The 25,262-nt window shown below is 46.3% G+C and carries 26 protein-coding genes; 11 read left to right on the top strand and 15 right to left on the bottom strand.

Annotation, left to right across the window (positions count from 1 at the left end):
* Window positions 1-3: 3 nt before the first annotated feature.
* From ACTJJJ_RS06260 to ACTJJJ_RS06230, 7 genes are all read right to left on the bottom strand, one after another.
* A complete protein-coding gene (locus ACTJJJ_RS06260) occupies window positions 4-2,448 on the bottom strand; it encodes a TonB-dependent siderophore receptor (RefSeq protein ID WP_426294408.1) in 2,445 nt (814 codons plus the stop codon).
* Window positions 2,449-2,481: 33 nt separating this feature from the next.
* Window positions 2,482-3,177 (bottom strand): ABC transporter ATP-binding protein, encoded by a 696-nt coding sequence (locus ACTJJJ_RS06255; RefSeq protein ID WP_188929557.1) that lies wholly within the window; start codon window positions 3,175-3,177, stop codon window positions 2,482-2,484.
* Entirely contained in the window at window positions 3,170-4,561 is a 1,392-nt protein-coding gene (locus ACTJJJ_RS06250) for an ABC transporter permease (RefSeq protein ID WP_426294409.1), read from the bottom strand. Before ACTJJJ_RS06250 ends, ACTJJJ_RS06255 begins: the two co-directional genes overlap by 8 nt.
* A complete protein-coding gene (locus ACTJJJ_RS06245) occupies window positions 4,558-6,000 on the bottom strand; it encodes an ABC transporter permease (RefSeq protein ID WP_440701672.1) in 1,443 nt (480 codons plus the stop codon). Before ACTJJJ_RS06245 ends, ACTJJJ_RS06250 begins: the two co-directional genes overlap by 4 nt.
* 225 nt (window positions 6,001-6,225) lie before the next feature.
* A complete protein-coding gene (locus tag ACTJJJ_RS06240) occupies window positions 6,226-6,348 on the bottom strand; it encodes a hypothetical protein (protein WP_426294411.1) in 123 nt (40 codons plus the stop codon).
* A 173-nt stretch (window positions 6,349-6,521) separates the two neighbouring features.
* Entirely contained in the window at window positions 6,522-8,894 is a 2,373-nt protein-coding gene (locus ACTJJJ_RS06235; protein WP_440701671.1) for an ABC transporter permease, read from the bottom strand.
* A gap of 288 nt (window positions 8,895-9,182) precedes the next feature.
* The gene (locus ACTJJJ_RS06230) at window positions 9,183-9,380 is read right to left on the bottom strand and encodes a hypothetical protein (RefSeq protein WP_426294413.1); all 198 of its coding nucleotides are present in this window, start codon (window positions 9,378-9,380) and stop codon (window positions 9,183-9,185) included.
* Window positions 9,381-9,717: 337 nt separating this feature from the next.
* Here ACTJJJ_RS06230 and ACTJJJ_RS06225 point away from each other — a divergent pair, with 337 nt between their 5' ends.
* Genes ACTJJJ_RS06225 through ACTJJJ_RS06215 form a run of 3 tightly spaced genes read left to right on the top strand, consistent with a single transcriptional unit; the run spans window position 9,718 to window position 10,960 of the window.
* A complete protein-coding gene (locus ACTJJJ_RS06225; RefSeq protein ID WP_426294414.1) occupies window positions 9,718-10,131 on the top strand; it encodes a (R)-mandelonitrile lyase in 414 nt (137 codons plus the stop codon).
* The gene (locus tag ACTJJJ_RS06220) at window positions 10,131-10,358 is read left to right on the top strand and encodes a hypothetical protein (protein ID WP_440701670.1); all 228 of its coding nucleotides are present in this window, start codon (window positions 10,131-10,133) and stop codon (window positions 10,356-10,358) included. Before ACTJJJ_RS06225 ends, ACTJJJ_RS06220 begins: the two co-directional genes overlap by 1 nt.
* A 20-nt stretch (window positions 10,359-10,378) precedes the next feature.
* Entirely contained in the window at window positions 10,379-10,960 is a 582-nt protein-coding gene (locus ACTJJJ_RS06215; protein ID WP_426294416.1) for a PQQ-binding-like beta-propeller repeat protein, read from the top strand.
* Between the two features lie 33 nt (window positions 10,961-10,993).
* On the opposite strand, the gene ACTJJJ_RS06210 is transcribed toward ACTJJJ_RS06215, so the two are convergent.
* Complete coding sequence (locus ACTJJJ_RS06210; RefSeq protein ID WP_188929572.1) at window positions 10,994-11,356, bottom strand: winged helix-turn-helix transcriptional regulator; 363 nt, start codon at window positions 11,354-11,356, stop codon at window positions 10,994-10,996.
* Window positions 11,357-11,459: 103 nt separating this feature from the next.
* On the opposite strand from ACTJJJ_RS06210, the gene ACTJJJ_RS06205 reads away from it, so the two are divergent.
* On the top strand, window positions 11,460-12,584 hold the full coding sequence (locus tag ACTJJJ_RS06205) for an alkene reductase (RefSeq protein WP_426294417.1): 1,125 nt from the start codon (window positions 11,460-11,462) through the stop codon (window positions 12,582-12,584).
* A gap of 90 nt (window positions 12,585-12,674) precedes the next feature.
* Here ACTJJJ_RS06205 and ACTJJJ_RS06200 read toward each other — a convergent pair whose 3' ends face one another.
* The 6 genes from ACTJJJ_RS06200 to ACTJJJ_RS06175 all read right to left on the bottom strand — a co-directional run bounded on the left by ACTJJJ_RS06200 (window position 12,675) and on the right by ACTJJJ_RS06175 (window position 16,320).
* The gene (locus tag ACTJJJ_RS06200) at window positions 12,675-13,421 is read right to left on the bottom strand and encodes an SDR family oxidoreductase (protein ID WP_426294418.1); all 747 of its coding nucleotides are present in this window, start codon (window positions 13,419-13,421) and stop codon (window positions 12,675-12,677) included.
* Window positions 13,422-13,610: 189 nt separating this feature from the next.
* Entirely contained in the window at window positions 13,611-13,868 is a 258-nt protein-coding gene (locus ACTJJJ_RS06195) for a hypothetical protein (protein ID WP_426294419.1), read from the bottom strand.
* 140 nt (window positions 13,869-14,008) lie between these two features.
* A complete protein-coding gene (locus ACTJJJ_RS06190) occupies window positions 14,009-14,248 on the bottom strand; it encodes a hypothetical protein (protein ID WP_426294420.1) in 240 nt (79 codons plus the stop codon).
* Between the two features lie 19 nt (window positions 14,249-14,267).
* A complete protein-coding gene (locus ACTJJJ_RS06185; RefSeq protein WP_426294421.1) occupies window positions 14,268-15,152 on the bottom strand; it encodes a helix-turn-helix domain-containing protein in 885 nt (294 codons plus the stop codon).
* 38 nt (window positions 15,153-15,190) lie between these two features.
* Complete coding sequence (locus tag ACTJJJ_RS06180; protein ID WP_440701717.1) at window positions 15,191-15,403, bottom strand: carboxymuconolactone decarboxylase family protein; 213 nt, start codon at window positions 15,401-15,403, stop codon at window positions 15,191-15,193.
* 17 nt (window positions 15,404-15,420) lie between these two features.
* Window positions 15,421-16,320, bottom strand: coding sequence for a helix-turn-helix domain-containing protein (locus tag ACTJJJ_RS06175; protein ID WP_426294422.1), 900 nt, complete (start codon window positions 16,318-16,320; stop codon window positions 15,421-15,423).
* Window positions 16,321-16,478: 158 nt separating this feature from the next.
* Between ACTJJJ_RS06175 and ACTJJJ_RS06170 the strand changes: the two genes are divergently transcribed.
* From ACTJJJ_RS06170 to ACTJJJ_RS06155, 4 genes are all read left to right on the top strand, one after another.
* Window positions 16,479-16,646 (top strand): hypothetical protein, encoded by a 168-nt coding sequence (locus ACTJJJ_RS06170; RefSeq protein WP_426294423.1) that lies wholly within the window; start codon window positions 16,479-16,481, stop codon window positions 16,644-16,646.
* A 1,886-nt stretch (window positions 16,647-18,532) separates the two neighbouring features.
* Window positions 18,533-19,426, top strand: a complete 894-nt coding sequence (locus ACTJJJ_RS06165; protein ID WP_426294424.1) for a helix-turn-helix domain-containing protein — start codon at window positions 18,533-18,535, stop codon at window positions 19,424-19,426.
* 80 nt (window positions 19,427-19,506) lie between these two features.
* On the top strand, window positions 19,507-20,220 hold the full coding sequence (locus ACTJJJ_RS06160) for an SDR family oxidoreductase (protein WP_426294425.1): 714 nt from the start codon (window positions 19,507-19,509) through the stop codon (window positions 20,218-20,220).
* A 353-nt stretch (window positions 20,221-20,573) separates the two neighbouring features.
* Window positions 20,574-21,380, top strand: a complete 807-nt coding sequence (locus ACTJJJ_RS06155) for a hypothetical protein (RefSeq protein WP_426294426.1) — start codon at window positions 20,574-20,576, stop codon at window positions 21,378-21,380.
* A 159-nt stretch (window positions 21,381-21,539) separates the two neighbouring features.
* On the opposite strand, the gene ACTJJJ_RS06150 is transcribed toward ACTJJJ_RS06155, so the two are convergent.
* Complete coding sequence (locus tag ACTJJJ_RS06150) at window positions 21,540-22,292, bottom strand: DUF2321 domain-containing protein (RefSeq protein WP_426294427.1); 753 nt, start codon at window positions 22,290-22,292, stop codon at window positions 21,540-21,542.
* A 110-nt stretch (window positions 22,293-22,402) separates the two neighbouring features.
* Here ACTJJJ_RS06150 and ACTJJJ_RS06145 point away from each other — a divergent pair, with 110 nt between their 5' ends.
* The 3 genes from ACTJJJ_RS06145 to ACTJJJ_RS06135 all read left to right on the top strand — a co-directional run bounded on the left by ACTJJJ_RS06145 (window position 22,403) and on the right by ACTJJJ_RS06135 (window position 25,238).
* Window positions 22,403-22,528, top strand: a complete 126-nt coding sequence (locus ACTJJJ_RS06145; RefSeq protein ID WP_426295853.1) for an integrase core domain-containing protein — start codon at window positions 22,403-22,405, stop codon at window positions 22,526-22,528.
* A 451-nt stretch (window positions 22,529-22,979) separates the two neighbouring features.
* Window positions 22,980-23,504 carry a hypothetical protein gene (locus ACTJJJ_RS06140; protein ID WP_426294428.1) on the top strand — a complete coding sequence of 175 codons (525 nt, stop codon included), beginning with the start codon at window positions 22,980-22,982 and terminating at the stop codon, window positions 23,502-23,504.
* Window positions 23,505-24,266: 762 nt separating this feature from the next.
* On the top strand, window positions 24,267-25,238 hold the full coding sequence (locus ACTJJJ_RS06135; RefSeq protein ID WP_426294429.1) for a glycosyltransferase family 2 protein: 972 nt from the start codon (window positions 24,267-24,269) through the stop codon (window positions 25,236-25,238).
* The last annotated feature ends 24 nt before the right edge of the window (window positions 25,239-25,262 follow it).

Here is a 25,262-nt window from a genome sequence, read left to right as displayed (position 1 = left end):
AAGTCAGAATTTAAATGTGAGTGTCAGCGTTACGTTTCTGGGAGCACCTGGAAACAACCGAAGGTAATTTTGGGCACCCAGCCAATAGATTTTATCCAGCAGGTTCCCGGCATTCAATGCCAGCTGTATGTTGCTTCTGGCCGGCGTGTAGTACAGCGCGGCGTCGACGATCGTGTAAGCAGGCACCAGAAAGTCTCTTGTAAACCAAGGCACCTTATTTGACTGGTACTGAACCCCCAACCCGATTCCAAGGTCTTTCAGGGCAGACGATCCCCCAAAGTTGTAGCGTGTCCAGAGGTTGGCACTGTGTTTGGGCGTGTTTTGTTTGCGGGCACCTACGAGGCTTTCGTCCCGGTCGCGCCTAATTTCTGCGTCGATAAAGCTGTATGAAGCGTTTACCTGCCATTGCGGGATAATGTATCCGGCAAGGTCCCATTCGATTCCGCGGCTCCGCTCTTCTCCGCGCGTAACCAGTCTGTCGGGGTTGGCAGGGTCGTTGGCATTCATGAGAATGTTCTTCTGGATGATTTCATAAAATGCGACATTAAACCGCATGTGACTGTGAAACAGGTCGGTTTTAAGCCCCACTTCTTTCAGATTGCTGCGCAGGGGATCGAACTGGCTGCCGGCTTGCAGGCTGCCGGTTTGCGGCATGAGCGTCACGGTATTGGATTGCGGTTGGAAACCTTCCAGGTAGGTGCCGTACACATTCATTGCCTTGTTTACAGTGAATGTAATCCCGATCCTGGGCAGCAGGGCGGTCTTTTTTACTTTCAGGGTGTTTGGCGCTTCGTAATTGGTAATGTCTTCAAACCATTCGTTGCGCAGGCCAAGCAACATCGTCAGTTTACCGAGCTGCATTTGTTCCTGTATATAAACCGCATTCGTCGTCGTCAACGCGGCAGGAAGCGCTGTACGCACATTCAGGTTGTAGTCCTCCGCGTTGCGGATCGTGTACTGGGGGTTTTGAAGGTCAAAATGGCTGACATTCGGTTTGGGAAGCGTTTTGCCATCGACTGTTATGGTCTGATAGTTTGCCGCATTTGCCGGCACAAAGGAACCGGCTACCGTACCGTCCTTCAACAAGAATCCCCGTGCAGCATTTTGCCCGCCGCCTTTGAGCTTGTGCCAACTGCTTAAATCATACCCGGCCAGGAGTTTGTGGTTCAGCTTGCCGGTATTGAAGTTGAAATTGAAATAAGCATTCAAATTGTCGATGTTCCAATACTGTTGCCGTTGCACAAACTGCATGGCCGCGAGGTTGGTAACCGGTTGGTTTGCGATGTCCGGCGCAAAAGCATTGGTGGTACGGTGCTCCTGTAAATCCTCCGTCCACGACTGTTTCATATACGAAGCGTTGAAACCGATATTGGGCGAGAACTTATGTGCGAGGCTGCCGGTGATAATGACTTCTTTGGAGTTGAAATGATCATTTGGCGCGCCCAGGTTTAGGCTGGTCGGCGTGCTGTTCAGTTTGGTTTCACCCGCTATTGCCCCGAAAATCGGTTGGCCGCGGTCGAGGGTGCCGGCCATGTTGCTGTAAATTAATTCAGCATTGATGGCAGTTTTTTCATTGGGAATGTAGCTCAGTGAGGGCGAGACCAGCACAGCTTTGTTACCCACCAGATCCCTGAACGAGCGGGCCTGCTGGTAGGCCCCATTCACCCGGTAAAGTAGCGATTTCGACTCATTCAGCGGGCCGGTGAAGTCTAATGTGCCGCGGAAAGTACTGAAACTACCCGCACTCAAACTAGCCTCTTTGCGTGCTGCGGCAAGCGGTTTCTTGGTTACGAGATTGATACTACCGCCTGGATCAACTGAGGAGAAAGTAGCACTTGCAGGCCCTTTAATCACTTCCACGCGTTCGATGTTAGCCGTGAGCGGTTGGAGGAAGTAATACTGGCGCGTGCGCATGCCATTAATGATCTGGCCTTCCTCGTTCTGGCTGATCCCCCGTATCGTGTACTGGTTATAATAGCTGGAAGGAATTACGCCGCTGGCTATTTTGACAGCATCTCCCAGCAGAAAAGCCTGGCGGTCGGCCATCAGTTCTTTGGTTATGGAGGTGATCGACTGCGGCACATCTTTGTTCAGGGCAGAGATCCGCGTCGCCGAAAAGGAATAGTCGCTGGTGTAGTCCTTGGCAACGCGACCGGTTACCTCCACGGTTTGAAGCTGGGTAGCTTCTGGCATCAGCTCAATGCTTAAAAAGGCATTGCCGCCATTGAGCCGCGCTGTTTTGTAGCCCATGGCAGTGATTTGTATCAGGCCCTTTCCCGGTAGAGTGAATAGGCCGGCTGAGTCGGTGACGGTGCCGCTTTCGCCCATCGTGACCGTCGCCCCCGGAATTTTCGTGCCGGTAGCGGCGTCAGACACCGAGCCGGTAACGGTTTGCGCTTGCACAGAAATGGCAGCCAATAAGAAAAAGAGAATAAAGGTTTTTACCATAAAAAGGAGATTTGAGGTGCCCGGTACAAAATCTCAGACGGTTTTTAAGTACAAATTTTCCAGTTCATTGGCAGAGATCGAATCCGCATGAATGATCGATTGCAGGTTTCCTTCCTTCATGATGCCAATGCGGCTGGCGACCTGTTTTGCCCTGAAAATATCGTGAGTGGCCATCAGGATCGTCGTTCCGTTAGTCGCCAGGGTTTTGATGATCTCCGAAAATTCATTGGAGGCTTTCGGGTCCAGACCGCTCGTAGGTTCGTCAAGCAGCAGTACTTTGGCTTTTTTTGCCACGGCGATCGCTATGCCGACTTTTTGCCGCATTCCTTTGGAATACCCCGCTAGTCGCTGGTCATATGCACTGGATTGCAGTCCGGCCTTTGCGAGCAGTTGTTCCAGTTCTTTTTTGGAATAGTCAAACCCTGCCAGCGATGAGAAATATTCCAGGTTTTCGATGCCGGTTAGGTTTGAATACAGCATGACAGTCTCGGGAATATAAGCCAATCGCTTTTTGCTCTCTTGAAGGTTTTCAGTGACGGATATGCCATCGATGAACGCGGTGCCTTCGGTAGGCTGGATAAAACCTAAAAACAAATTGATGGTTGTCGTTTTCCCGGCTCCATTCTGGCCCAGGAGCGCAAATATTTCACCCGGCGCGATGGTCAGGTTCAGGTCGTTAAGGGCCGTATATGCCCCGTAACGTTTGGTAAGGTTTCTGGCTTCAAGCATTTTGTATGTATTCTGTTTGGGTAAAATTCCTTTTAAACAATATCATCGAAACCATAAGCGCTGATATCGTCCATGCCAGTATTGCGATAAACCCGCCCGCTAGTTCCTCAGGCACGTACCCAGTCGGGCGGTAAGCGGGATACCCTGCCCAGTCAATGCTTTCGGTGGGGGTTTCTTCAAAAATGAAGGGGTAGAAATATTCGCGGATTTGCTTGTGATGTGCTTTCACAGATTGCAGATAGCGAATATGACTGCTCAGGTCCGAGTTGGCGATCTTATTCATGGTTTGTTGCGCGGCGATCACCGGATTGAACCAGGCGATGTTTTCGGACAAGGTCTGTCTTTGTGATAATTTGTTAAAAAGGCTTTCGGATGAATTTGCGGATTCCAGATCACCCGAAAACTGCATCGCATAGTACCAGCCCGGGGAAAATTTGTCGTCGGGAACAGGGTATTTGCGGTACTGCGGATACGCCGCATAAAACTTTTCCATGGTCGGTTTTTTGGGCTCGTCCCACTTGGCGTGGTAACCTTCCCGTTGGCGAATGGCCGTTTCAGCGGCCTCCGGGACAGGGATCGTATTGTTGATCACGATATTGGCAAGGCCGGGAAAGAGTATCGCGAGAAAAATCCATATGCATACAAGCGTAGTGGCGTTGAAAGACGAGCTCTTCCCAAAGGCGATCACCAGCACCGAAAGCACAAACCAGAACAATTCATATAGCAACACAACGGTCAGCAACTCGAATGTCGGAATCGAAAGCGGCAGTTGGAGCGCAAGCACTGCCGCTGTAAATACGACAAGGGCCGTCGCCAGAATCATCACCAGCCGCACGAGCAGTTTCCCGGCGATCGCAGCGCCGGTGCTTTCGGAGGTCGTTCGCACGATTTTCCAGACGCCATTTTCCTGTTCTTCGGAGATCGCATTATAAGTGAATGCGATGATGAGGAGCGGGAACAGGAAAATAAACACAAACGAGGCATCCAGGTTGCCCACCAGCAGGGTAAGTGGGTTGGTCAGTTCCGAATCATATAGCTGCCCTTCAATAGCCAGCATCTTGACTTTCAGCATCTGAGGATTAACATCCCGCTGCCCGATCGAAAATTTCGCCCAGGGCGAGGCGGGGTTTGTCGTGTAGAAAAAAGGATAATATGCCGTTGTGCCAACAGGCTTGCCCGTGCCATGCGCGACGATCTGGGTCAGATGATGCTGCTGTACTTTAGGCACATTTTCGATACTGCGCTGCTGACGGCCGATTACCTGGCTTCCGTGAAAGAATCCATAAAAACCAAATAGCAGCAGGCTGATGGCCCCGATGAGAATCGTCCTGCCCAGCAGGAAGTTTTTTATTTCAAGAAACAACACCTTTCGGTTAGTGATCATAGTTGATACTCGCGTTTGGAGGAGATGTAGGTTAATGCGCCCAGGCCCGTAGCAATCCATAGGATCAGGAACAAGAGGCTCAAAGCGCTGGCCGCCAGATTTTTTGATACTGGCACTGGTTTGTAGTTAAAGTCAGGCTGCTGTTGCCAGTTGGCGGCACTTACCCGCTGTTTGTTATCGTTCTGGTACTTAATCCGCGTTAAATGGATCTGGTTTAGTAACCTCGTTTTCTCGAACCGGTACTGCTCCGTTTGTTTTTGAAAAGCAGTAAAAGTGTCGAAATCGGTGCCGGACAGGCTCATCGAAATGTTCCGGATCGCCAGGTAGGGATCTATAAAGCCCAGGGCGGAAGACACGGCGTTTTGGGATTTGTAGATACCTATCAGGCGGTCAAAATGTTTGTTGAAAATACCCGACGATATGTTTTCGCCTTCCTGCATCACGAGCGCGCCATAGTTCACAGGCAGTGCCGATATCGAATCCACACCATATCTCTTCAGTGTTTTGGCTTTCAATCCGGCAAAATGTGGGTCATTGGGATTGTGGCTGTCGCCTTGCTGGCTTACGTCCTCGTGGATTGCGTTTTCAAAGGCGATTTTGTCGGGGGCCCTGTACAGCGCGCTTCCAAGTGTCTGGCCGCCTTTGGGTATCACAATGAAAAACAGGATCCACATCAGTACCAATAACACTAATGCATTCTTGGGCGATTTACTGACTGCCGAAACGCCAACGACCAACAGGTTAATCACCAGGAAATAGACGGCGTAAAGTGTCACTATCAATAATATACGCAGAAGTGTTTCTGCCTCAAAGCTGTCTGCGATAAGCAGGTTACCCGCAACCAGACCGGCAAGCAGAACAGGCAGAAACAACGCCCACGTAACCGCCGTAAGTCCAGCAGCTTTACCCAAAAGAACATCCAGGTAAGACGCCCGCTGGCACAGCAGGAGTTTGAGAACGCCATTCGGTTTAAGTCCTGCAACCGTCTGGAAGCCTACGAAAATGATGAAAAGCGGCACAAGGAGCTGCAACACGAACGCCATACTCAGTTCCCCAAAACGCAGCATGCCGTTGGAGAAGCCGGCTTCGCTCATGTTTACCGTGTTTTGCCGGTGTGCTTCCAGAAATACGGAATTCCCCACATAACTATCCAGCCCGAAATCAAAAAAGCTCAGGGGCGATTTTTCCCTAAAAACCAGGTAGCCGTAATGCGCAACCCTGTGAGGATGGCGGTCGGGTTGGTTCATCCATTGGTCGTGGACTTCCTGGTGGGCCGATCGCTGTTGCTGGTTGAACCTGCTCACATATTGCCAGCCTGTAATGGCCGACAGCAGCGATACGGTAAAGAGTACTCCAAACAATGCCAGGGGAGTCCTGCTTCGGAAGGTGGTTGCCCATTCCTGTCGGGCAATGATCTTGATAAAATTGAAATGTATCATACAAAGGGATTTCGGCTACGTGGCTCAATGGAGTGATTTGCGGCAGTCACTCCGGTTGCAACGTCTCATATTGAGCTTATTCGCAACGTTGTTGCAAATAAAAGAACAAAAATGTTTTGATGCAACATTGTTGCATCAAAACAGATTGAATTTATCCGGTTGCAGTATGATGGTGGGAAGGCGATGCAAGCGGTTGAATAGAGCTCATTGCGCCGTTATTCAGCATCATAATTTTCCAATCTGTCGGGTCCACCTCACATCTTTCAAGGTCTGTTCCTTCTTCAACACTTGCGTGGGCGCATCGCCTTTGTCTTCCGCCGGTTTGCCTTTGAAGGCCTTTTTGAGCATGGTAGGGGGATATATTCCAACCGCGATTGCAGCACCATGAACTGGAGTTTAACGACGAGCGTAGTTTGCAATGGTTTTCACGTCAGCACTCGTAGACGAGGGTTTTTAAACTTCCTTGTGTAAGCATCTTTGATCTGGTAAGCCTCCCCGCACGGACGAGATCTGCGCAATTACTACTTCAATCTTACAGCAAGATTTGCATTGACAGCCCTGGTAATTTGTAAACAAGCCGTTGTCGCAACGATCAGTAAGGAAATGATCGTTGCGGCGAGGAATGGCTGAAACGAAATATCGATCCGGTAAGCAAAGGTTTGCAACCATTTGGAGGCTATCACAAGGGAGCTTGGCCAAGCTATTGCATTGGCTATAAGTATGATGTAAAAAAATGGAGTACCCAGCGTTAACATGAGGTTCCTGCCTCGTGCACCGAATACTTTCCTGACGGCAATTTCCTTCATTCTGAGATGAATTGCTTGCGCTGCCGAGGCAAAGAAACCCAGGGAGGCGATAACCAGGGCCAAAATCGAAAAGTATGTTAATATCGATTGCAGCTGCTCCTGTTTCACATAGAGTTTACCATACAGCTCATCGAGGAAGTGGTAGTTGAAATTATCTCTATCCAATTTGTTAATACTACTCCATTGACGACCAAGCGTAGCGAGTACAGCCGGTATTGCATTGCCTTCGACGCTGATAATAATTTGCGTTTTAGGTACTCCAAGCGGGTCATTCATTAAATAGACGGTGGGTTGAACGTACGACTCGAAACCGGATGATTTCACGTCTTTGGTCACGCCGATGATCCTGTAATCGCCGCCGCGGCCTTTGATCATTGTGCCGATAGGATTAACCAGGCCCATCTCCTTAGCCGCAGTTTCGTTGATAACTGCATTGGCAGAGTCTACCGGGAATGACGAGAAGAAAGTTTGCCCCTGTTTGATTCTGATGTTCAAAGTCTCAAAATAGCGGTAGCCAACCGCAACAGTCTGCATAGCATATGTCCTGTTTTGAGCCACATATTCATGGGAAGCTGGCATGATCCCTCCTGGAACATGGGAGGCTACGGTAACATCTTTCACACCAGGAACCGCTTTTATCCGTGCATCAACGGTTTCGAAACTTGCCGGTGTGTTGTAAATCGCCAAATTGTCAATATATAAAACCTGCTTCGCCTGAAAGCCCGGGTCTTCTGATTTCATGAAACTGACCTGCTGATTGATGATGATCAGCACGATGACAAAGCCGATGGCAAATGTAAATTGCAGCACTGGAATCAAGCCTTTCGTCCAGGAGAACTGTCCGCCTTTTTCGAACTGATTTCCCCTTAATACCTCCGCAGGCTTAAAGCCGGCCATAACCAAAGCAGGATAAGCGCCGGCCAATAACGTTAATCCTACTACGGCAAGCAGAAACTGCATGGCTATTTTGCCGTTTATTCCGGAAATGGACAGGTTAACATCCAGCAGTTGATTAAAATAAGGTAAACCCAATGCTACGATCCCAAGCGAGATAATGGAGGCAACGACGCATTGGAGAAAAATCTCTGCGAGGAACTGAAAGATAATCTGTTGTCTTCCAATGCCACTCACTTTCTTGATACCAACTTCTTTGGAGCGCCTGTTGGCCTGGGAAACATACAAATTTGTGAAGTTTACACCCGTGACAATCAATATAATCAGAGCAAGAACGACAAGGCCCTTTACAATTTGATCATTGACGTCAGAACCGTAATGAGGCTTCAAATGCAGATTTTTGAGTGGATCTAAAAAGATCATGGGCGCATTCGACATGGCCAGCGCTTCCCTGGCTACCAAGCTGGTGTCTGCCAAAGCGGCTTCTCTGTAAATCTTGTCAATTTTTTTTGAAAGCAGGCCAATATCTGTACTTGGCCTTACTAACAGGAAAGTCCGGTAAATCTGGTTGGCGTAGCTTTGGTCCTTGCCCTGCGTGATATCCTCGCTGAACCCGATGCAGTCGAAACGGAAATTAGTGTTACCCGGTGCATCATCGGTAACCCCGGCAACGGTCATCGGCATCCCACTCCTGGACATCATCATCACCGTTTTATTTTGGATATCGCTTTCGCCGGGAAAAAGTGCCTCGGCAGTCCGCCTGGAAAGCAAAACGGTAGGTGCGGTGTTGTTGGGAGTCAGATGAAAGCCCTTGGATTTAATGCCAAGCATACCGGCCAATGAATAGTCGGCACCCACCCAATTTTTAATTAAGAACCGTCCTGAATGAGTAAAGAAAGGTAACTGAAACAATGCGGTATTCATACGGCCCGTTTCTTCAACTTCCGGACACCCATCTTTAATAGCCGCAGCCAGTTTCCCCGGCGTGTAAGGCGAAGCTCCGTTAGGCATTTCGCGCTCTACCAGAAAAATCCGGTCGATGTTACGGTTCCACTGATCATAGCCGGTTTCATGGGCAACGTACAGCGAAACGAAAGTGAATGTTGCCAAACCGAGCGCGAGCCCTGCAATATTCAGGAAGTTATATCCTTTGGATTTAAGAAAAGCCCGTAGTGCAATTTTGAGATGAAGCATCTTCACAGGTATTTAGTGGACGGAAGCGATTATCCTGCATAAGGGCGCTTGCCTCACTAATATACTTGTATTTACTAATATATTTAAATTTATTATATAATAGGTCAGCCCCCACTCAGACCGAAGCGACTTCACCGGGTTACCAGCGCGGCTTTCCAGAATTGGTGAATGACCGTCAGGCAACATATGAATAATGTCGGGCCAAACCCGGTTTTTTGGTAAGAAATGTATGAGTTAAGTGCTTGTTAATCAATATTTTTTACGTGGAATGCTCGCTGGCTACACGTGTTAACTGCAAAATCTGAGTTTCGTTCTCCGGATCACGTCTTTCAAATACACTGCATAAAAGCTGAAATTCATTTTCGACGCATATACCTCCGGCGTCCTGCCCGTAAAATCAATCACGCTTGCAAGCGGATGAAGGTTTTGTTGGTGGTAAAACGCATCGTGTTGGCTCACGGTATCAATCCTCAAAATGTCATCCATGTTCCTGGTGATTTGTTAATGCAAATTTACCGGTAATTGAATGCCGACCACGTCTGTAAAGTAGAACCTGTAAAAATGGTAGGTAAATCTGTAAACTGTATAAGTACAGATTATCAGCGGCGTATGACCTTTGTGCAGGGATAATTTTAGTCTATTGTCCTCATTAAGTAGTACAAACTGATAGGTAGGCGATCGTGAATTGCTCTTCGATTGGTGGGGGGGCAGTATTAACTAGCTAAAAATTATGGGTACATTCATCAAAAACATTTTCATTGTTCTGTCAGCCTCAATCCTGATCTGGATGGCCGGTTGCAGCATTAAAAATCAACAGAGAATCATGTCAGAGCAAACGAATTCTTCCATTTTTCCCAAGGGCGAGCCGCTACCGGCTTCCTATTTTACCGGCAATGCATTTGTGTATCCCCTGGCTTCCAGAGACAAAAACAACGAGTTCGCGCTCGGTAGTGTGACGTTCGAACCGGGTGCCCGCACGCACTGGCATACGCACCCAAAGGGGCAGGTGCTTATTGCGACGGAAGGGGACGGTTTTTATCAACAGAAAGGTAAGCCTGCCCAAGCCCTGAAAAAAGGAGATGTCGTAAATATCCCGGAAGATACCGAGCACTGGCATGGGGCGTCAGCGACCAGCAAATTTGTGCATATCGCGATCACTAATTACAAGGATGAGCAAAATGTCGTCTGGCTTGCGCCAGTGACAGATCAGGAATATGCGACTGTCAATCAAAAATAATGGGAGCTATGATCGATCCCGGATTTTCGAAATGGATTGTAACGGTGATAATTCTGCTAACCGTAATGGATGTAAACGCACAAAACAACGGCACTGAGGCTCAGTCGCTAGACGCCCGGCCACAAAGTATAGTGGCGATTTCCACGGTGAATTCACTCGAATTGATCGATGTTGACGCGATTGCATTTGGAGCGAAGTCCGATGTGCTGCAATTGAAAAAATCGTGATCGAAATAGACTGCAAAATCATGAGAAAACTGAAATTGGTAGCATTCATCGCGCAATCCGTTGTGTTGGTTGCCCCTATTCTTTTTACCGGCTGCAAAAAGGACCAGGAGAACGACAACAGGACGTGGTCGGTTTACAAAGCAGATGCGGGTAGCTCTAACTACTCACCACTGGATCAGATTAATGTTTCAAATGTGGCGCAGTTAAAGTCTGCCTGGACATTTACCATAAAAGACAACGCAGCAGGTACCAGAGCTAGCCAGTCCAATCCGATTATAGTTGATGGTGTTTTATATACCACTTCCGCCAGCCAGCATGCATACGCCATCAATGCGGAAACAGGTGCGCAGCTTTGGTCTTTTGACCCTTTTAATGGTGGCGAAAGCGGTGGAGAAGTAAACCGTGGGCTCACGTATTGGAAAAGAGGCACGGATAAAAGGATATTGTTTACTGCAAACAATAATCTCTTTGCATTGGATGCGACTAACGATAAACTGATCAGCTCTTTTGGAACTTCGGGTAAAGTAGACATGCGGGTCGGCCTGCGCGATACTTCCGAAGACATTTACGTTTCGTCCACTTCTCCTGGGATCATTTATTGAGCCACATGATACAACTATTGCTATATGGATTATTCAAAGCGAAGGCTCCATAACCTTCCTGCGATGCTCTTGTCCCCATTTGTGCATTGCAATAATCACTTCCGACAGCGTATCGCTATATGGCGTGAGCGCATACTCGACCGTAACAGGCTTAGTATTGCACACGGTCCGTGTTACCAGCCCGTTCATCTCCAGTTCCTGCAATTCCTTGGATAATATCCGTGGGGATATATCGGCCTCCCGGGATAGCTCCCGGAATCTCATTTTGCCATCCCTGAGTATGGAGATCAGCACGAGTTTCCATTTGCCACCTACCACGTCCAGGGTGTCCTGAATAGATAGTTTCACTTTGGGGCAGACGCTTTCATCCCCTACAATGCAATTATGCTTTTTCATAGTATCCTTTTTGTAACTGGTATCCTTTTTGTAACAGATAACAAAGGTATACTATCCTACCCATAATTTTGCTTCCATAACAAAAACAAGATGCTGACGATGCATGAGGATCCATGCAGATGAAAGCTCATTAACTCGAAAATTGATTATGGAATTATTGGAAAAAGCAGCGTTGGGTAACAAAACGCTTCAAAACAGGATAGTCATGGCACCTATGACACGCAGCCGTGCAAACAGTGAAGGCGTTGTAGGTGACTTAACCAAGTTGTACTATACGCAGCGGGCAAATGCAGGACTGATCATTACGGAGGGAATTAATATTTCCCGGCAGGCAATAGGCAGTCCTTTGACACCCGGCATTTACACTCAGGAACAAATTGAGGCCTGGGAAAAAGTAACCCGGTCTGTGCACGAAAGCGGTGGCCTCATTTACGCGCAACTCTGGCACACGGGACGCGTTGGACATTCGGTAGAGCGCAATGGTGTGCTTCCGGTTGCGCCATCGGCAATTGCGATCAAGGGGCAACAGCATTTTACTTTACAGGGAATGAAAGATTTTGAAACTCCTCATGAACTGACGGCGGATGAAATCAGCGAAATCGTACTGGATTATGGTCAGGCTGCGCGGAATGCTATGGCAGCCGGATTTGATGGCGTGGAACTTCATGCGGCATTCGGATACTTGCCCAATCAATTTTTAGCAGAAAGTGCTAACGTTAGAACCGATGCATACGGTGGAAGCATTGAGAACAGGAACCGTTTCGTCGTGGAGGTGATGCAGGAGCTAGTTGATGCCACGGGAAAGGATAAGGTGGGCATCAAGCTATCGCCCACCAACGCTTACAACAATATCGAAAACAGCGATCCCGTGGCGCAATTCACTCCTTTGATTGAGGTATTGAACGAAATGCCATTGGCCTATATTCATCTGATGAATGCCATGTTCCCGTTGGACCAATACCCGCATTATCCTAAGAATGTGATGGAGACATTTGGCTCAATCAGCAAGCATCCGGTCATCGCCAATGGCGGCTACGACAGGGAAACCGGGAAAGCTGAATTAGCGAATGGCATTGCTGAAATGGTCTCTTATGGCGCCCTTTACCTCGCTAACCCGGATTTGCCGAGGCGATTTGAATTAAATTCTGAATTAAATGAACCAGACAGGGCCACAATGTTCGCCGGTGGGGAGAGAGGATATATTGACTATCCGTTTTTACAGAACTGATTCGTTCAGACTCGGTAGAGACCAGTCAAATTAAATAAGATTATAAAATTGCGCAGGATCAATCGGTCCTACGCAGTTTTCCCCTGAAACCTACCGGTTGACCTGGTTAAATACCATATCGGCCTTATCACTATGAGCAGCGCGATAAAGATTCTGGGCCATGCCGATAGCCAGTTCGAATTGATCATCCTGCACCGCCAGAAATGTTTCGGAAGCTACTTGCGAAGCAGAGATGCCCTCGACTTCGCGTTCCTTATGTGAGCCGTCGTGCCCGAGCTCGGTATCTACAATGGGTGGCGCTATTTCAAAGACTTTGATCGAAGTGTCTTTTAGTTGATGCCGCGCCGACAGGGTAAAAGAATGAAGGGCTGCCTTGGTAGCACAGTATACCGCTGTCGCTACGACGGGGATGTATGCAAGACCGGAAGTAATGTTGATAATAGCCGCTTCGTGCTGTTTAATCAAATGCGGGACAAACAGATTGGCAAGGTGTATTGGCGAAATGAGATTGGTCGTCACTTCACTGGTTATCGCCTCGATCGTGTTCTGCTGCTTTAGAAAAAAAGTGTTTTGAATTCCTGCATTGTTTACAAGGATATTCAAACCGGGAAAATTAGAAGTGGCCCAATCACGGAGTTCAATCCTGTCGTCAGGGTTACTGATATCGGCAACCTTCGTGTGCAGGTCAGGGAACCTGCTTTTTACTTCTGCCAGCTTATCTGCTCTTCTTCCGCAAATTATCACTGTGTTGCCATTTTCGAGGAATTTTTGAGCCATCGCGAGCCCTATTCCACTTCCGCCCCCGGTAATTAATATGGTATTGTTGCTTGTTTTCATTATGCTATGGTTTGTTGATTTGTTTCGTTTAGCGGTGCGGCCCTTTGATGGAAGCAACAGCTACCTGGACACCGGCACCTTTCAGAACCGAAAGCGGGTGCATGACCTCGCTCAGGTTAAATCCGGTCGGAATCCCGTATCTCCTTTTTGATTACAGCTTGTAACCACGAACAGTACTTTTTTCATATTTTAAAATTGCTTGTCGAGAAGTGTGTATTCGGTTTTTTCAAAATGTTTGGAAAGAGGCAGTTGGGAGATCAGTTGCTTTACCGCTTGCAGATCTGTTTCATTGAAAATCAGCACGGCGCCACCGGCTGCCTCTTTGACGAAAATGTGTGCCAAAATTCCTTTTTGCTGCCACTCCGCAACCACGGCAAACTCGCCCTTTAAAACCTCTTCGATGTTTTCAACCTTGCCTAAGGTCGTGTTGACCATTATTGTGTTCATAAATTTTCCTTTTTGATGGCAAAGCTACGGTTGGACCACCATGCCGTGTTAAGCGCATTTGCACCAATGCTTATAAATTTCAAACCAATTCGACTTCCTTCCTTGCCGAACTTAAGAAATGATTAAAAGCATCCGTCAACTTATTGCAGGTGCAGTAGCCGCTCTGCATTTTTGTAACCAATATTATTTTTATCATCCTCGGATATAGCAGCATTTTCCAGAAAACCACGAGTGTTTTTATCAATCAGGAAGGGATAATCGCCCGAATCCACATGCCACCCGTAACCGGCAGAAGCAAACATCGCAGCGGCAACAGCAGACCAGTCGGTACTTTGATAGTAATAGCCTGCAACCTGTTCAGAGATGATGGCAGGATGCATATCTATTTACCTAGAAAATTCAAACCGTTTCCCGGAAATCGTTTCCCGGAAATCGTTTCCCGGAAACCGTTTCTCGATAGATGGTCGGGCTATGGCCTGTGATCTTTTTGAATACACCGTCGAAATGGGAGTGGTATTCGAAACCCAGACAATGTGATATTTCTGAAATACTCCAATCCGTATGTTGTAGAAGAATCCTGGCTTCGGTGATGATCCTCTCGTTGATGATCTTTAAAATGGTCTTTCCGGTCTCCTTCTTTAGCATACGGTTAAGGTAGTTGGGATGGACACCCAGCCGCCCTGCGAAGTCCGTCGGTTTTGTGAGTTGAATAGACTTTCTTTTATTTTCAACCGGAAATTGTGTGTCCAGCATGCCCAGAAACAGAGCGGAAATCCGCTGTGACGCTGTTTTATATGCTGCCAGTTCAGGGTTGCCTTCAGCGGCCCTCGACTTTAGTGCCTCATGGACCAGAATGCAGATAAAGCTTCTGATCATTTCCTGTCTTTTCGCATAATCGCCGTCATTTTCCTCCAAAATCCTTTTGAAAATGAAGTTGACATTGGTGATCTGCGTTTCGTCTTTTAATTCGTATACTGGAATGTTCCCAATGTTGAACACAACCAGCGAACCGACATTATCAAAGTATTCGGCACCTTTCAGGAAATCTTCGGTAAACAGGCAGCCGTACCCAATTTGATTATCAGACACGATTTCCCACGAATAGGGCGTGTTGATGTTGCCAAAAAACAGGCATGTTCCCGAAAGGTTTACGCTTTTATCGGCAAAATAAACCCTGCTTTCCCCGGTGACCAGACAGATCCTGTATAGGTCTTTCCTGCCAAAGGACGGGACATAGTTGCACAGGTTCTCGATTTGGAATGCTTTGAAGTCATTTGATTTCATCCATCGTGTTTTTAAGGATCAAATTACCTTATCCGGAGTTACTTCCCTGATGGTATAAATGGCATTGGCAGCACGTGGGAAGCCAACGCAGGGAGCCGGTCGGCTTCTGTGATGGTGCCCTGGACATTGAGTGCAGCATTGGTGTGTGCAGTAAGTTGTGGTAACGTTTGATTGGTTATCAGAGCAGTGATGGTGACCAGTTCCCGTGTTTTGTCATCCAAATTGCCGATGCAAAATACTTCGCCAAAAATGACGATGTTGCCGGTAATTAATTACTGGAAAGCCTGAAATTAAGAGGCGATTCTCCTACTTGCTGCTTAAAGAGCCGGGTGAAATGAGAAGGGTATTTGAAACCTATTTCGTAGGCAATCTCACTGATCGTTTTATTGCTGCCGAGAACACGCTCTTTTGCGACAGCGACAAGCTTATCCTGAATATGTTCCTGAGCAGATTTTCCAGATTCTTTTTTGACCAGATCGCCGAAATAATTTGGCGACAAATTCAGCTTTTCGGCAAAAAAACGCACTGATGGCAGTCCAACAACTTGCGGGTCGTCCGATTTGAAAAAATCATCCAAAGCGATTTCGAATTTTGTCAGAATGTCCTTATGAATGTTGTCACGTGTTATAAACTGACGGTCATAAAAACGAACGCAGTAATTTAAAAATAACTCTATATTGCTGATAACAAGTAATTTACTGTGTTTGTCTATGGCGTGTTCCAACTCAAATTTGATTTTAGAAAAGCTCTCCAAGATAGTGCCTCGCTCGTGTTCAGAAAGGTGAAGCGCTTCATTGACATCATAGGAGAAAAAACCGTAATCTTTGATGGAGCGGCCAAGCGAAGTGCCGCGTATCAGGTCGGGATGGAATAGTAAAACCCATCCGGTCGGCTGGAACATCTTTTCATCGTCGTCAAATCCGAAAACCTGTCCCGGCGCAATAAACAGCAATGTGCCATCCTGATAGTCGTAATGGTTCCGGCCATATTTAAGCTCCTGGCATTTTACTTCTTTCAGGAATATAATATAAAGGTCAGAAACGAAGCGCGCCCCTTTTATGGGGCTGGACTTGGACTGGTCCAGTACACTCACCAATGGATGCAGGGTGCGCTGGCCTCTCTGGGTATTGAATTGAGAAACGCTTTCCAACTTGAAGATTTTGCTCATTGTCTTTTCGTTTTGCTGATTCAAAAGTAATGGATGTTTCTAATCCCGGGACATACTGGGCTGATGATCAGTAATAATGGTAAGCAATGCAGTAAATTATATAAGCCTGTATCCAGCAATTGGGCGGACATTTGCCTCATACTAGTTCACTGGCGAACATGAAAGCAAAACAGCTTGCCATTGTATTGACCCCGCTGCTGCTTTCTCACTGGGGTTCTGTGGATGCACCCGATTTTGCACCATTCAACGGTGACCCGAAAAGCCTTTATGACAAGGATGCAAACCCGCAGCGGATAATTGTTTTGGCCCCTGGCCAGCCGCAGTAGCGGTCACTGCACTGGCAATTACCAGGGTAACAGGATTAGAGGCCGGCCCAGCTGCCCCAATTGTCAGCGCGGTTGAGTTGGCAGGAGTGTCTTTCAGTGTCAACGGTAAAGCGGTTAACCTGCAAATAGACGCCCGCACAACATTGCTGGATACGCTCAGGGAACACCTGCATTTAACCGGCGCAAAAAAGGGCTGTCCGAATCCGAGTATGCCTTGCTGGAACCATATTTGCAAATATTCATTAAAGGCCACGTTAGTATTATCGGCATAAAATGCTAGGGAACTTCCCGGTTCCTCCCGAAAATTTGATGACAGATAGTTAGCAAACATCCCCGAATTCACAAAAGCACTTTTCAAAGGAGGGGATTAAAAGCAAAAGATAATATAGTCACGGAATATATCTCCTGTTCCGTGACTTACGGGGTGTATATATCTGCCACCCTTATCAATGCCTGTGATCATCCGATCGCTACATGAGACTAAATACTCTCCACAGAATCAACAGAAGATTTAAGCTGATCAGAATTTTTATCGAAATCCTGAGTGATTTCGAAGATGAATAGTGGCTTTTTACAAGACAAAATGTAGCCAGAGAACCTATTAATATAAATATTAAGGTCAGTAATCTGGCATTTCCCGAGGGAATACTGTACTTGTTTAAATACTGGGTCTGGGCCTGCTGAAACGAGTTTACCGGATCAGTGGAAACAGCTATCCAGGTCGCTGTGTCATATACCACCATCGCGGATAGCAATAAACCGGCAGCTAACCAAAGAAAAGGCGATTGTTTTTTCATTAACAACATGGTGCAGGTTTACAGCCGGAGAAGCAAAAAGCTGGGTGTACAACTCTGCTCCCAACAATAAATCGAAGTCATCCGGCAATGGCCTGAATAGTTACCGCAACATCCACAATCACCACCTTCAAGCGGGACCCTGAGTGTCGTCGACTTTTCACAATATTTTACATCAAGAAGGCTTTCCAGTTCCAAGAGCATGAAGTTCTCATGATTATATGCTTTCAAGAGGTCGACAATGATGTTGGCTTTTTGCTTTGTTAACTTGCTCGCATTCCCAGACAAATATGCAATGGCCATCGTTTTCCGTATCTGAACCGTCCGTTCCCGTTCTAAATCTGTTATTGTGTTCATTAAAACGAACATACATTTACCAAGCGTTCATATGCCTTTCTTTTTGAGCTGGTCGCTAAGCTGATCTGGTGTAGATGAATTGGGGAAATACTGTCAATCGGCGCTTTTAACCCAAGGTAGGAAGTTGCTGTGTGAAAAGCAATTAGCGGTGACATAAGAACCTGATGCTCGCCTGGAAGGCATCAGGCTATGTTCCTACAACATCAGTACGTTCACCCAAGACAAATCAAAACTGACTAGGAGGAGGTCATAATTTGTTGCCATGACTGACCAAACCAAGACCTCTCAATTGTGTAGAGAACCGATCAGTAGCAAAATTATAACAAACAATATCGGTTCTTTTACCTGATCTTATCAATTTTGCTATCTAGGCCCTCCAATGCAGGTTACCGAATGTTTAGGCTCGATTTGAGTGAGAGTGATGTGGTAGAGTCTCGGCGAAGCTCGGGCATCGCCCTTTAACCATACGGTTATTTGTGTTACAGGCTTGAGGGGAAAGGTTTTTCCGTGGAAAAAATATCGTTTCCATCTCAGGTGGCATACAGTAGGAGCGGTATCTTAAGAATCGGATGTCACAGCATGGGGTTGCACAATAAATATGCTGGCACTGTTTTCAAATAGGCATGCTGACAGACGGACGGATATATGTGTTTCGATAACTTTGACAGATAATCTTTAGGCAGTATTTATAAGCAAGCAGTGAAAAATAAGAAAGCAGATATTCCAAGATATAGCTTGGACAGGTTTAGGCCGGTACACCGGCAAGACGGTCCCGCTACGCCGTTTGGGTATAACCAGATTGGGAAAGTTAAAATCATTGAGGGCTTTGAGCTTTATTCGAGTGACGGGCTGATCGGCTCTATGGGCCCATTGAAGTCGGCGTTTTACAGGATCAGCATTACGGTCTACGGCACGCTGGATATGAGCATCGGACTGGAAACTTACAAGCATCAGCCACGGACATTATCCTTTACCTTTCCCAACCAAATCTTTTCAAAAAGCAATATCAGCCGGGACGCTTTTGGTTATTATATCCTCTTCGATCCCGATTTTCTAAACGATATCCTACCCGCCGTGAAAGTGGTGGAGGAATTTCCGTTTTACGATACGACGGGGACACCTGTATTCCAGATCAGTGATCAGGAGCTCAGCAGCATAACTGACCTTATCATCCGCATGGATAGTGAATTGCAGCAGCATAGAACCGGCCGCGAGAAAGCCTTGAAAATGTATTTATACCTGCTGCTGTTGGAAGCTAAAAGAAGCTACGAAAGACAGGGGCTTGATGTCAGCCCGCCCACCAGCGATCACCATGCGCTGGTCACACGTTTCAGGAAACTGGTGAGCGTCCATTATCTTACCAAAAGGAAGGTTTCCGATTACGCGCAGCTGCTTTCGGTTACCCCTAACTATCTGAACAGGGTCATTAAGGACACCACCGGCATTACCGCTTCTGCCAGCATTAAAGAGATGTTATTACAGGAAGCCAGATCGCTGCTTCGCTATACGGATCAGACCATCAGCGAAATTGCTTACAAACTCGATTTCAGCGACCCAGCATCTTTCAACCGTTTTTTCAGGACGCTGACCGCCGAAACCCCGCTGACATACCGGAACAGGCACCATTAAGACTACACAAAGCATGATCCTGTCTATAAACCTGCCTTAGAACTGCGCCACCTTTGCAGCAGAAAAACTAAAGGCAGATTATGAACACATCCCAATTTCAAAACAAAAAAGTCATTGTTGCCGGTGGCACTTCAGGCATTGGCCTGGTCACTGCACAACTATTTGCCAATGCCGGTGCGGCAGTAACCGTAACAGGGCGGAACGCAGAAAAATTAAAAAGCAGTCAGCAATCGGGCCTGAATGCAGCGCAGGTCGACAGCTCAGACACTGGAAGCCTGGAAGCTTTTTTCAAGAGCCATGGCACGACCGATCATCTTGTTATTGCTCTTGGTGGAGGCAAGGGCCTCGGTAATTTCGCAGACCTTTCTTTGCAGGATCTCCGTGAGGGCTTTGAGCAGAAATACTGGGCGCACCTGGCGACGATCAAAGCAGCGCTTCCTTACATGGGCCCTAACGGCAGCATTACTTTAGTGACAGCTATTACCAGCAGCGCTAAAATGCCGGGTACATCCGGCATTGGCGCAATGAATGGTGCGCTGGAAATTATGGTGCCGATCCTGGCCAAAGAATTCGAACAGCTGCGGATCAACGCCGTTTCGCCCGGCGTTGTGGATACTTTGTGGTGGGATTTTCTCACATTAGAAACCAAACAGGAAACCTTCGACTATTATGCTTCCCAAATCCCTGTGGGGCGCATTGCACAACCGGGCGATGTAGCCAGTGTCGTCCTGTTTCTGGCGGGCAACGGATACATGACCGGCAAAGTAATCGGCTGTGATGGCGGATTAGCCTAAGCAAAGTCAGGGTAAAAAATAGCATCGGAAAGGATGCTATTTTTTTGACATCACAGCGCATAATTGTAGGAAAGCCCCTCATGACAAACTCGCTGGCGCCTAAGGCCGGTCCGCCGGGCAAGAGAAGACAAGATCAAGGATTAAATATGCAAATTAAAATTTTCAACGGCCGGCAACAGCTTTGGCTTCCGCAGCATTTGATGTCCGAACGTAAGGACGACCAAAACTAAAGAAACTATTGTTGCGCAGCTTACAGGAAGAGCATAAAAGATCCTAACATAAAAAACTAAATTTGGAACGCTGGATTAACGGCAAACCAATCCCTAGGTCAAAACCCTCGCTAACGTCACAACATGATTGAACTATTGTATAAATACCCTGTAGTGGGCACCGTCATCGGTATCGTGCTGGGCTTTGTCCTGACCCAAATCGGCATGGCATACCGGGCGCGGTTGGAAAATAAAAAAACACTCAAAACAGTCCTATTCCACCTTTTAGAAACCTATTATTCCCTGGACAGAAACAAGCCTGGTCCCAGGTTAGATCAACTTGTCCGGAAGGCGATGGGTGTCATTTCTGGACAATCTGCCGACGAAGCGGTCATGGAGCAAGCCGAAGTTAAGTACACGCGTGTGCTCAAATCGGTTCTAGCAACGCGTATATCCCAAGAGATCGAAGAAATATCCAAAGACTACCAAGAATCCGTCCTGGCACTTTCGGTAATTGATCCCATTCAGGCCTACTACCTAAGCCGCAGGTCGAACATTGACCAACTTTTCAAAACCTTTTCGGGCCTTGCAGACCAAATCCCCGTACAATCCCCGCAAGAGCGTGCAGAAATACAACACAGTCTCAGCGTGGTGCTCGATACGCTCAAGCCGAAGATTTTTGAAGATTCATTAAGGGAATTGGAGGAAGATATTAAAAGTATTGCCTGTCGCGTGGGCATCTGCACCTGGATCCGGGCAGGAAAGGCTGTCAAACGGATCCAAACGAGCGTGGATAAGAATATAGAAAATGATCTTGAGCCGTTCCTGAAAGACTTGATGCCTGATGTGATTGAGGCTATGCAGTCCATACAGCCGTTTCAGACCGTTGCCACCGTTGCGCAGCCATGCTCACAGGTGGACACTGAAGCAACTCGCACGACAGACCAATAGGTCAGCGGACGAAGCGAACCATTCCAACGAAAAACAGTGGTCTTGATCCGGCGACGCTCGAGAACACTGTGGTAGCCATCCTGGAAAAGCGCTGTTTTCCGCACAGTTTGGGCAGCACGCCTACTATCCGTTTTTCCAGCAGTGACCGGCCATCTCGCATCAATGCCCCTTCGGTATAATGCGAACGGTTACTTTGAGGCCATCTGTCGTGTTGTTGAGGTCATTTTCAATACCCCTCGGGTTACTGATGTATCCTTCGGGGTCGTAAACGAAGCAATATAATACCTTACAGTCGGGATGGGTCTTGTATTTTGCAATGTCAATGATCAGCTGCTCACCCAGTTGCTTTGCTTTCAGGCTTGCTCGCGTCTTTTTTACCTCGATGACTATTTTTTGGTCTTTCAATAGAAAGTCCGAACGTGTCGAAGAGCCAGCATAACTGGGGTTCCATTCCTCGGTGCGGATGTCTTCGAAGTAGATCCTGAGCAAGGCGTGCAGCAAATCCTGTGTATCGTATTCATCGGCGATGTCCAGCGTAGCCCTATCGTCATAACGCTGCCGTAATTGTTTGGCGACCAGGTGAAATTTCTCGATGATGCTATCCAAGAGGAACAGGTCATCCCTATCTGCTTTCTGAATGTTCTGTCTCAGTTCTTTCTTTTTCGAGCGCCAGGGGAAATCCTTTCCGCAATGCTTACAGATATCCGGAACGGGAGTTGGGCCGCCACCCAGGAATACCACATTTCCCTTGTAGTCACCTTCTATATCTTTTTGGCAATTAGGGCAGGATTTCGTCGTTTCTGCTCCACAACGGTCACAGTACTTTTGGTTGAATGCAGGACTGCTGTAGTAGGAATCGTTTACTCCATGCCCATTCAGGCACACCAAGTAGGCATCATATTTACCCGACATTGAATGATTTATTTTGATTGATAACACAAATACAATGATCGGCCCCGATCGCATTTCTGGGATATCTCTATTGCCAGTAGCATGAGACATCCGGAACCTGGTGTAAAGTTATCAATTACGATCGTGATCTCTTAGATGCCTATTTATTTGAATCGCTAGAGCAAGTTCACATTTTGTCCGACGAATGGATGGAAGATTATAATCGCTTTCATCCGCATCAAGCGCTGGCTGTGTAAGTGGCTTGGGACCAGCAACGCTTGCCAAGAAACTAGAAATGAATAAAGTCTAAGCATCCACCGTCCTCCTTAGGGTAAGGCACCATACCCTTAGGGGCAGTACCTGTTCATGGTCCCAATAGCGTAGCTTCATTCGTCGTCAGAAATTGCATCATTTGTCGAGGAAAAGATATCATTCATCGAAAACGCAGCAACAATGATAGACACAATACCATTAAGTATACATAAATATCGTTACTATTGCATTCCTTGGAGTCGAATAAAATTATCTTTGTCATTAGTTAACAAAAATAGAAAACACCAACCTAAATGCTGATTGAATGGACTATAGTTGGTAACTACCGAGCAGAGTAATCATTAATGCGACCGTTTGATAAATATTTAGTGGGATTTTTACGGACATCTTGGTAAATTTAATGTAGAAGGCTTATTTGTAAGCGTAATAGATCTTATGCGATATTCAAGAATTTTCTTTTTTTGGGGAACTGTCATTTCGCCAATTTTAACCCTTGGGCAGGCTAGCAGTGAAAACTCAAGCAAAGAGAAATATTCACCCATTTATTTGAAAACTACGTTTGACCCTAAGTCAGATCTTGACTCAAATATTGTCATTCCGAAACTCAAAACTGCAGAAGTTGGACGTATACTGCAGAAAATGTTAGTAGCTGATCAACGGTATCGAGATAGCTTGATGACGAAAACATTGAGGCAGGAGGAAATATACTATTTCAATAGACTAATCATTCGGAATGATAAAACAAATCAAGCACTTCTCTCTAAGATAATTGCTCAATATGGTTGGCCTGCTGATCATCAGCTTGGCGAAGGAGCTAGCGATGCAGCTTGGCTGGTCTTGTGGCATGCGAGTCGTGACTACAAGAAACGTTACTTCAACCTGGTGGAACACGCTTACAATAAAGGTCACGTAAGTAAGGCACACTATACAACGTTGAAGACTAAACTAAGTGGAAATTAGTCCGCTGTATTTCTCAATAGAATTTTTTTTAAATTATGTTTAACTATAAATCCTAAGTTCATGGAAAATGTTTTGTTAGAGGGTTTTGAAAATTTTAAGGAAAATGAGCTTTCCCTTGATGAGATGAGAGGTATCAGAGGTGGACAATGGACATCCAATCCACACAGTACTTATGTAGGAGTCAACGGTGATTGTACAAGTAGTTGCGATATTATATCGGGCGGGACAACTAAACAGTGTAACCCTCCACAGACATCAACAACCTGGAGTGGGGATTGCAGTGGCAATACGCCTAAAAAGCCTTACTATTGAGGTTTTTTGAAAGGTAGCTAATTCTTAACTGTGAACAGGCGTAGTATATAGACGGCTGTTCACAGAACATTTTAAACTTTAAATAATGAAGGATCTTCAACAAATACTTGATATGAACAGAGGGATATTTCCTTTGTCATTTTTCAACTTAACTCAGTTAGATCAATCTCAATTGCCAACCCATAAGGTTATATCCATAGATGACTATTCGACAGAAAAGTATGAAATTGTCGGCAGATATCGAAAGCATATTTGTCGCGTTTTGGAACTGTCAGAATGAGCCTGCATCTCTATGCATCATAAATCTATGAGTTTTCATTCCATTTTTCTGTTACTAAAGAAAAGATGTGGCTTTCATTTTACTATCGTTGTGTCTCTCTTGCCTCAAAGATACAAAGCCAGATTGATTCTTTGCGTAATCGCGTGAAGGCCCAAATCACGCTGTCGAAAATGGCATTTGCTTTGCATAGATTGGACAACAATCCGATCACTAAGGACGTATATGAATTGCGGCTATTCGCAATTATGCGAAACGAAGCTCTTCGTCTTCCATACTTCATTGAATACTATAAGCGTCTTGGGGTTGACCGATTTTTTATAATTGACAACAATTCATCAGATCTTAGCAGAGATATCGCGCTCCAACATTCAGAAATTCATGTATTTTCAACGGACGAGCCCTACCAGGAACATTGGCGTTGGATGACATATATGTTGGATCGTTACGGATTGAATCACTGGTGTCTGGTTGTAGACATTGACGAATTATTTTCATTCCCTTTTATAGAGAAAATTCGACTAAAACACCTATGCAGATACTTGGAAGAAAGCAACAATACTGCTCTTAAATGCTTTCTCTTGGATATGTATTCAGATTCAACAATATCAGAAACGATTTGCGCTTCGGGGCAGAATCCCCTGTCTGTTCTTAGATTCTTTGATGCATCCTTTCGCAAAATTTCTGTTAGCTTCAAAGACTGGAAACGTAATACGAATTTCACCTCAGTTGTCCTTACCGGGGGGATGCGAGATCGCGTTTTTGGGTATTCTCCCGTCCCACATTTTCTTTCGAAGGTTCCTTTATTCAAGTATTTACCAAATACGTACCTGGCTCAAGGAATGCATGCGATAAACGGTGCCAAATTTAGTAGTGACGTCGGGGTTGTATTTCACACCAAGTTTTTGAATGATTTTGAGAATCGAGTTTATGAGGAGTGTCAGAGAGAACAACATTTCGACAATGCACAATATTATAAAATGTATCGTAAAAAATTCGAACTTGACCCGAGTTTGAATCTGTTTGACATCAATTCAGTTAAATTCGAGGATCTTGCCCAGCTAAGAGACTTAGATCTAATCCATATTTCGACGGATTTTGAAAGGTACGTAGACACACGTGATATGACCCGATCGGAAGCTTAAGGTTTCCTTGAGGCTAGTCCATTT

The sequence above is a fragment of the Dyadobacter sp. 22481 genome (genome assembly GCF_052044875.1).
Taxonomy (GTDB): Bacteria; Bacteroidota; Bacteroidia; order Cytophagales; family Spirosomataceae; genus Dyadobacter; species Dyadobacter endophyticus.
The sequence above is the reverse complement of the archived record's forward strand: the minus strand, read 5'-3'. Positions and strand labels throughout refer to the sequence as shown.

Bases quoted from the DNA above. Each gene is read 5' to 3' on its own strand.
- ACTJJJ_RS06210 (WP_188929572.1), bottom strand. From the start codon at position 11,356: ATGAAAAAGCATAATTGCATTGTAGGGGATGAAAGCGTCTGCCCCAAA.
- ACTJJJ_RS06195 (WP_426294419.1), bottom strand. From the start codon at position 13,868: ATGAACACAATAATGGTCAACACGACCTTAGGCAAGGTTGAAAACATC.
- ACTJJJ_RS06135 (WP_426294429.1), top strand. From the start codon at position 24,267: ATGGCATTTGCTTTGCATAGATTGGACAACAATCCGATCACTAAGGAC.
- ACTJJJ_RS06225 (WP_426294414.1), top strand. From the start codon at position 9,718: ATGTCAGAGCAAACGAATTCTTCCATTTTTCCCAAGGGCGAGCCGCTA.
- ACTJJJ_RS06220 (WP_440701670.1), top strand. From the start codon at position 10,131: ATGGGAGCTATGATCGATCCCGGATTTTCGAAATGGATTGTAACGGTG.
- ACTJJJ_RS06255 (WP_188929557.1), bottom strand. From the start codon at position 3,177: ATGCTTGAAGCCAGAAACCTTACCAAACGTTACGGGGCATATACGGCC.
- ACTJJJ_RS06150 (WP_426294427.1), bottom strand. From the start codon at position 22,292: ATGTCGGGTAAATATGATGCCTACTTGGTGTGCCTGAATGGGCATGGA.
- ACTJJJ_RS06245 (WP_440701672.1), bottom strand. From the start codon at position 6,000: ATGATACATTTCAATTTTATCAAGATCATTGCCCGACAGGAATGGGCA.
- ACTJJJ_RS06160 (WP_426294425.1), top strand. From the start codon at position 19,507: ATGAACACATCCCAATTTCAAAACAAAAAAGTCATTGTTGCCGGTGGC.
- ACTJJJ_RS06190 (WP_426294420.1), bottom strand. From the start codon at position 14,248: ATGCATCCTGCCATCATCTCTGAACAGGTTGCAGGCTATTACTATCAA.
- ACTJJJ_RS06200 (WP_426294418.1), bottom strand. From the start codon at position 13,421: ATGAAAACAAGCAACAATACCATATTAATTACCGGGGGCGGAAGTGGA.
- ACTJJJ_RS06175 (WP_426294422.1), bottom strand. From the start codon at position 16,320: ATGAGCAAAATCTTCAAGTTGGAAAGCGTTTCTCAATTCAATACCCAG.
- ACTJJJ_RS06170 (WP_426294423.1), top strand. From the start codon at position 16,479: ATGAAAGCAAAACAGCTTGCCATTGTATTGACCCCGCTGCTGCTTTCT.
- ACTJJJ_RS06185 (WP_426294421.1), bottom strand. From the start codon at position 15,152: ATGAAATCAAATGACTTCAAAGCATTCCAAATCGAGAACCTGTGCAAC.
- ACTJJJ_RS06235 (WP_440701671.1), bottom strand. From the start codon at position 8,894: ATGCTTCATCTCAAAATTGCACTACGGGCTTTTCTTAAATCCAAAGGA.
- ACTJJJ_RS06230 (WP_426294413.1), bottom strand. From the start codon at position 9,380: ATGGATGACATTTTGAGGATTGATACCGTGAGCCAACACGATGCGTTT.
- ACTJJJ_RS06250 (WP_426294409.1), bottom strand. From the start codon at position 4,561: ATGATCACTAACCGAAAGGTGTTGTTTCTTGAAATAAAAAACTTCCTG.
- ACTJJJ_RS06155 (WP_426294426.1), top strand. From the start codon at position 20,574: ATGATTGAACTATTGTATAAATACCCTGTAGTGGGCACCGTCATCGGT.
- ACTJJJ_RS06205 (WP_426294417.1), top strand. From the start codon at position 11,460: ATGAGGATCCATGCAGATGAAAGCTCATTAACTCGAAAATTGATTATG.
- ACTJJJ_RS06215 (WP_426294416.1), top strand. From the start codon at position 10,379: ATGAGAAAACTGAAATTGGTAGCATTCATCGCGCAATCCGTTGTGTTG.
- ACTJJJ_RS06260 (WP_426294408.1), bottom strand. From the start codon at position 2,448: ATGGTAAAAACCTTTATTCTCTTTTTCTTATTGGCTGCCATTTCTGTG.
- ACTJJJ_RS06140 (WP_426294428.1), top strand. From the start codon at position 22,980: ATGCGATATTCAAGAATTTTCTTTTTTTGGGGAACTGTCATTTCGCCA.
- ACTJJJ_RS06240 (WP_426294411.1), bottom strand. From the start codon at position 6,348: ATGCTCAAAAAGGCCTTCAAAGGCAAACCGGCGGAAGACAAAGGCGAT.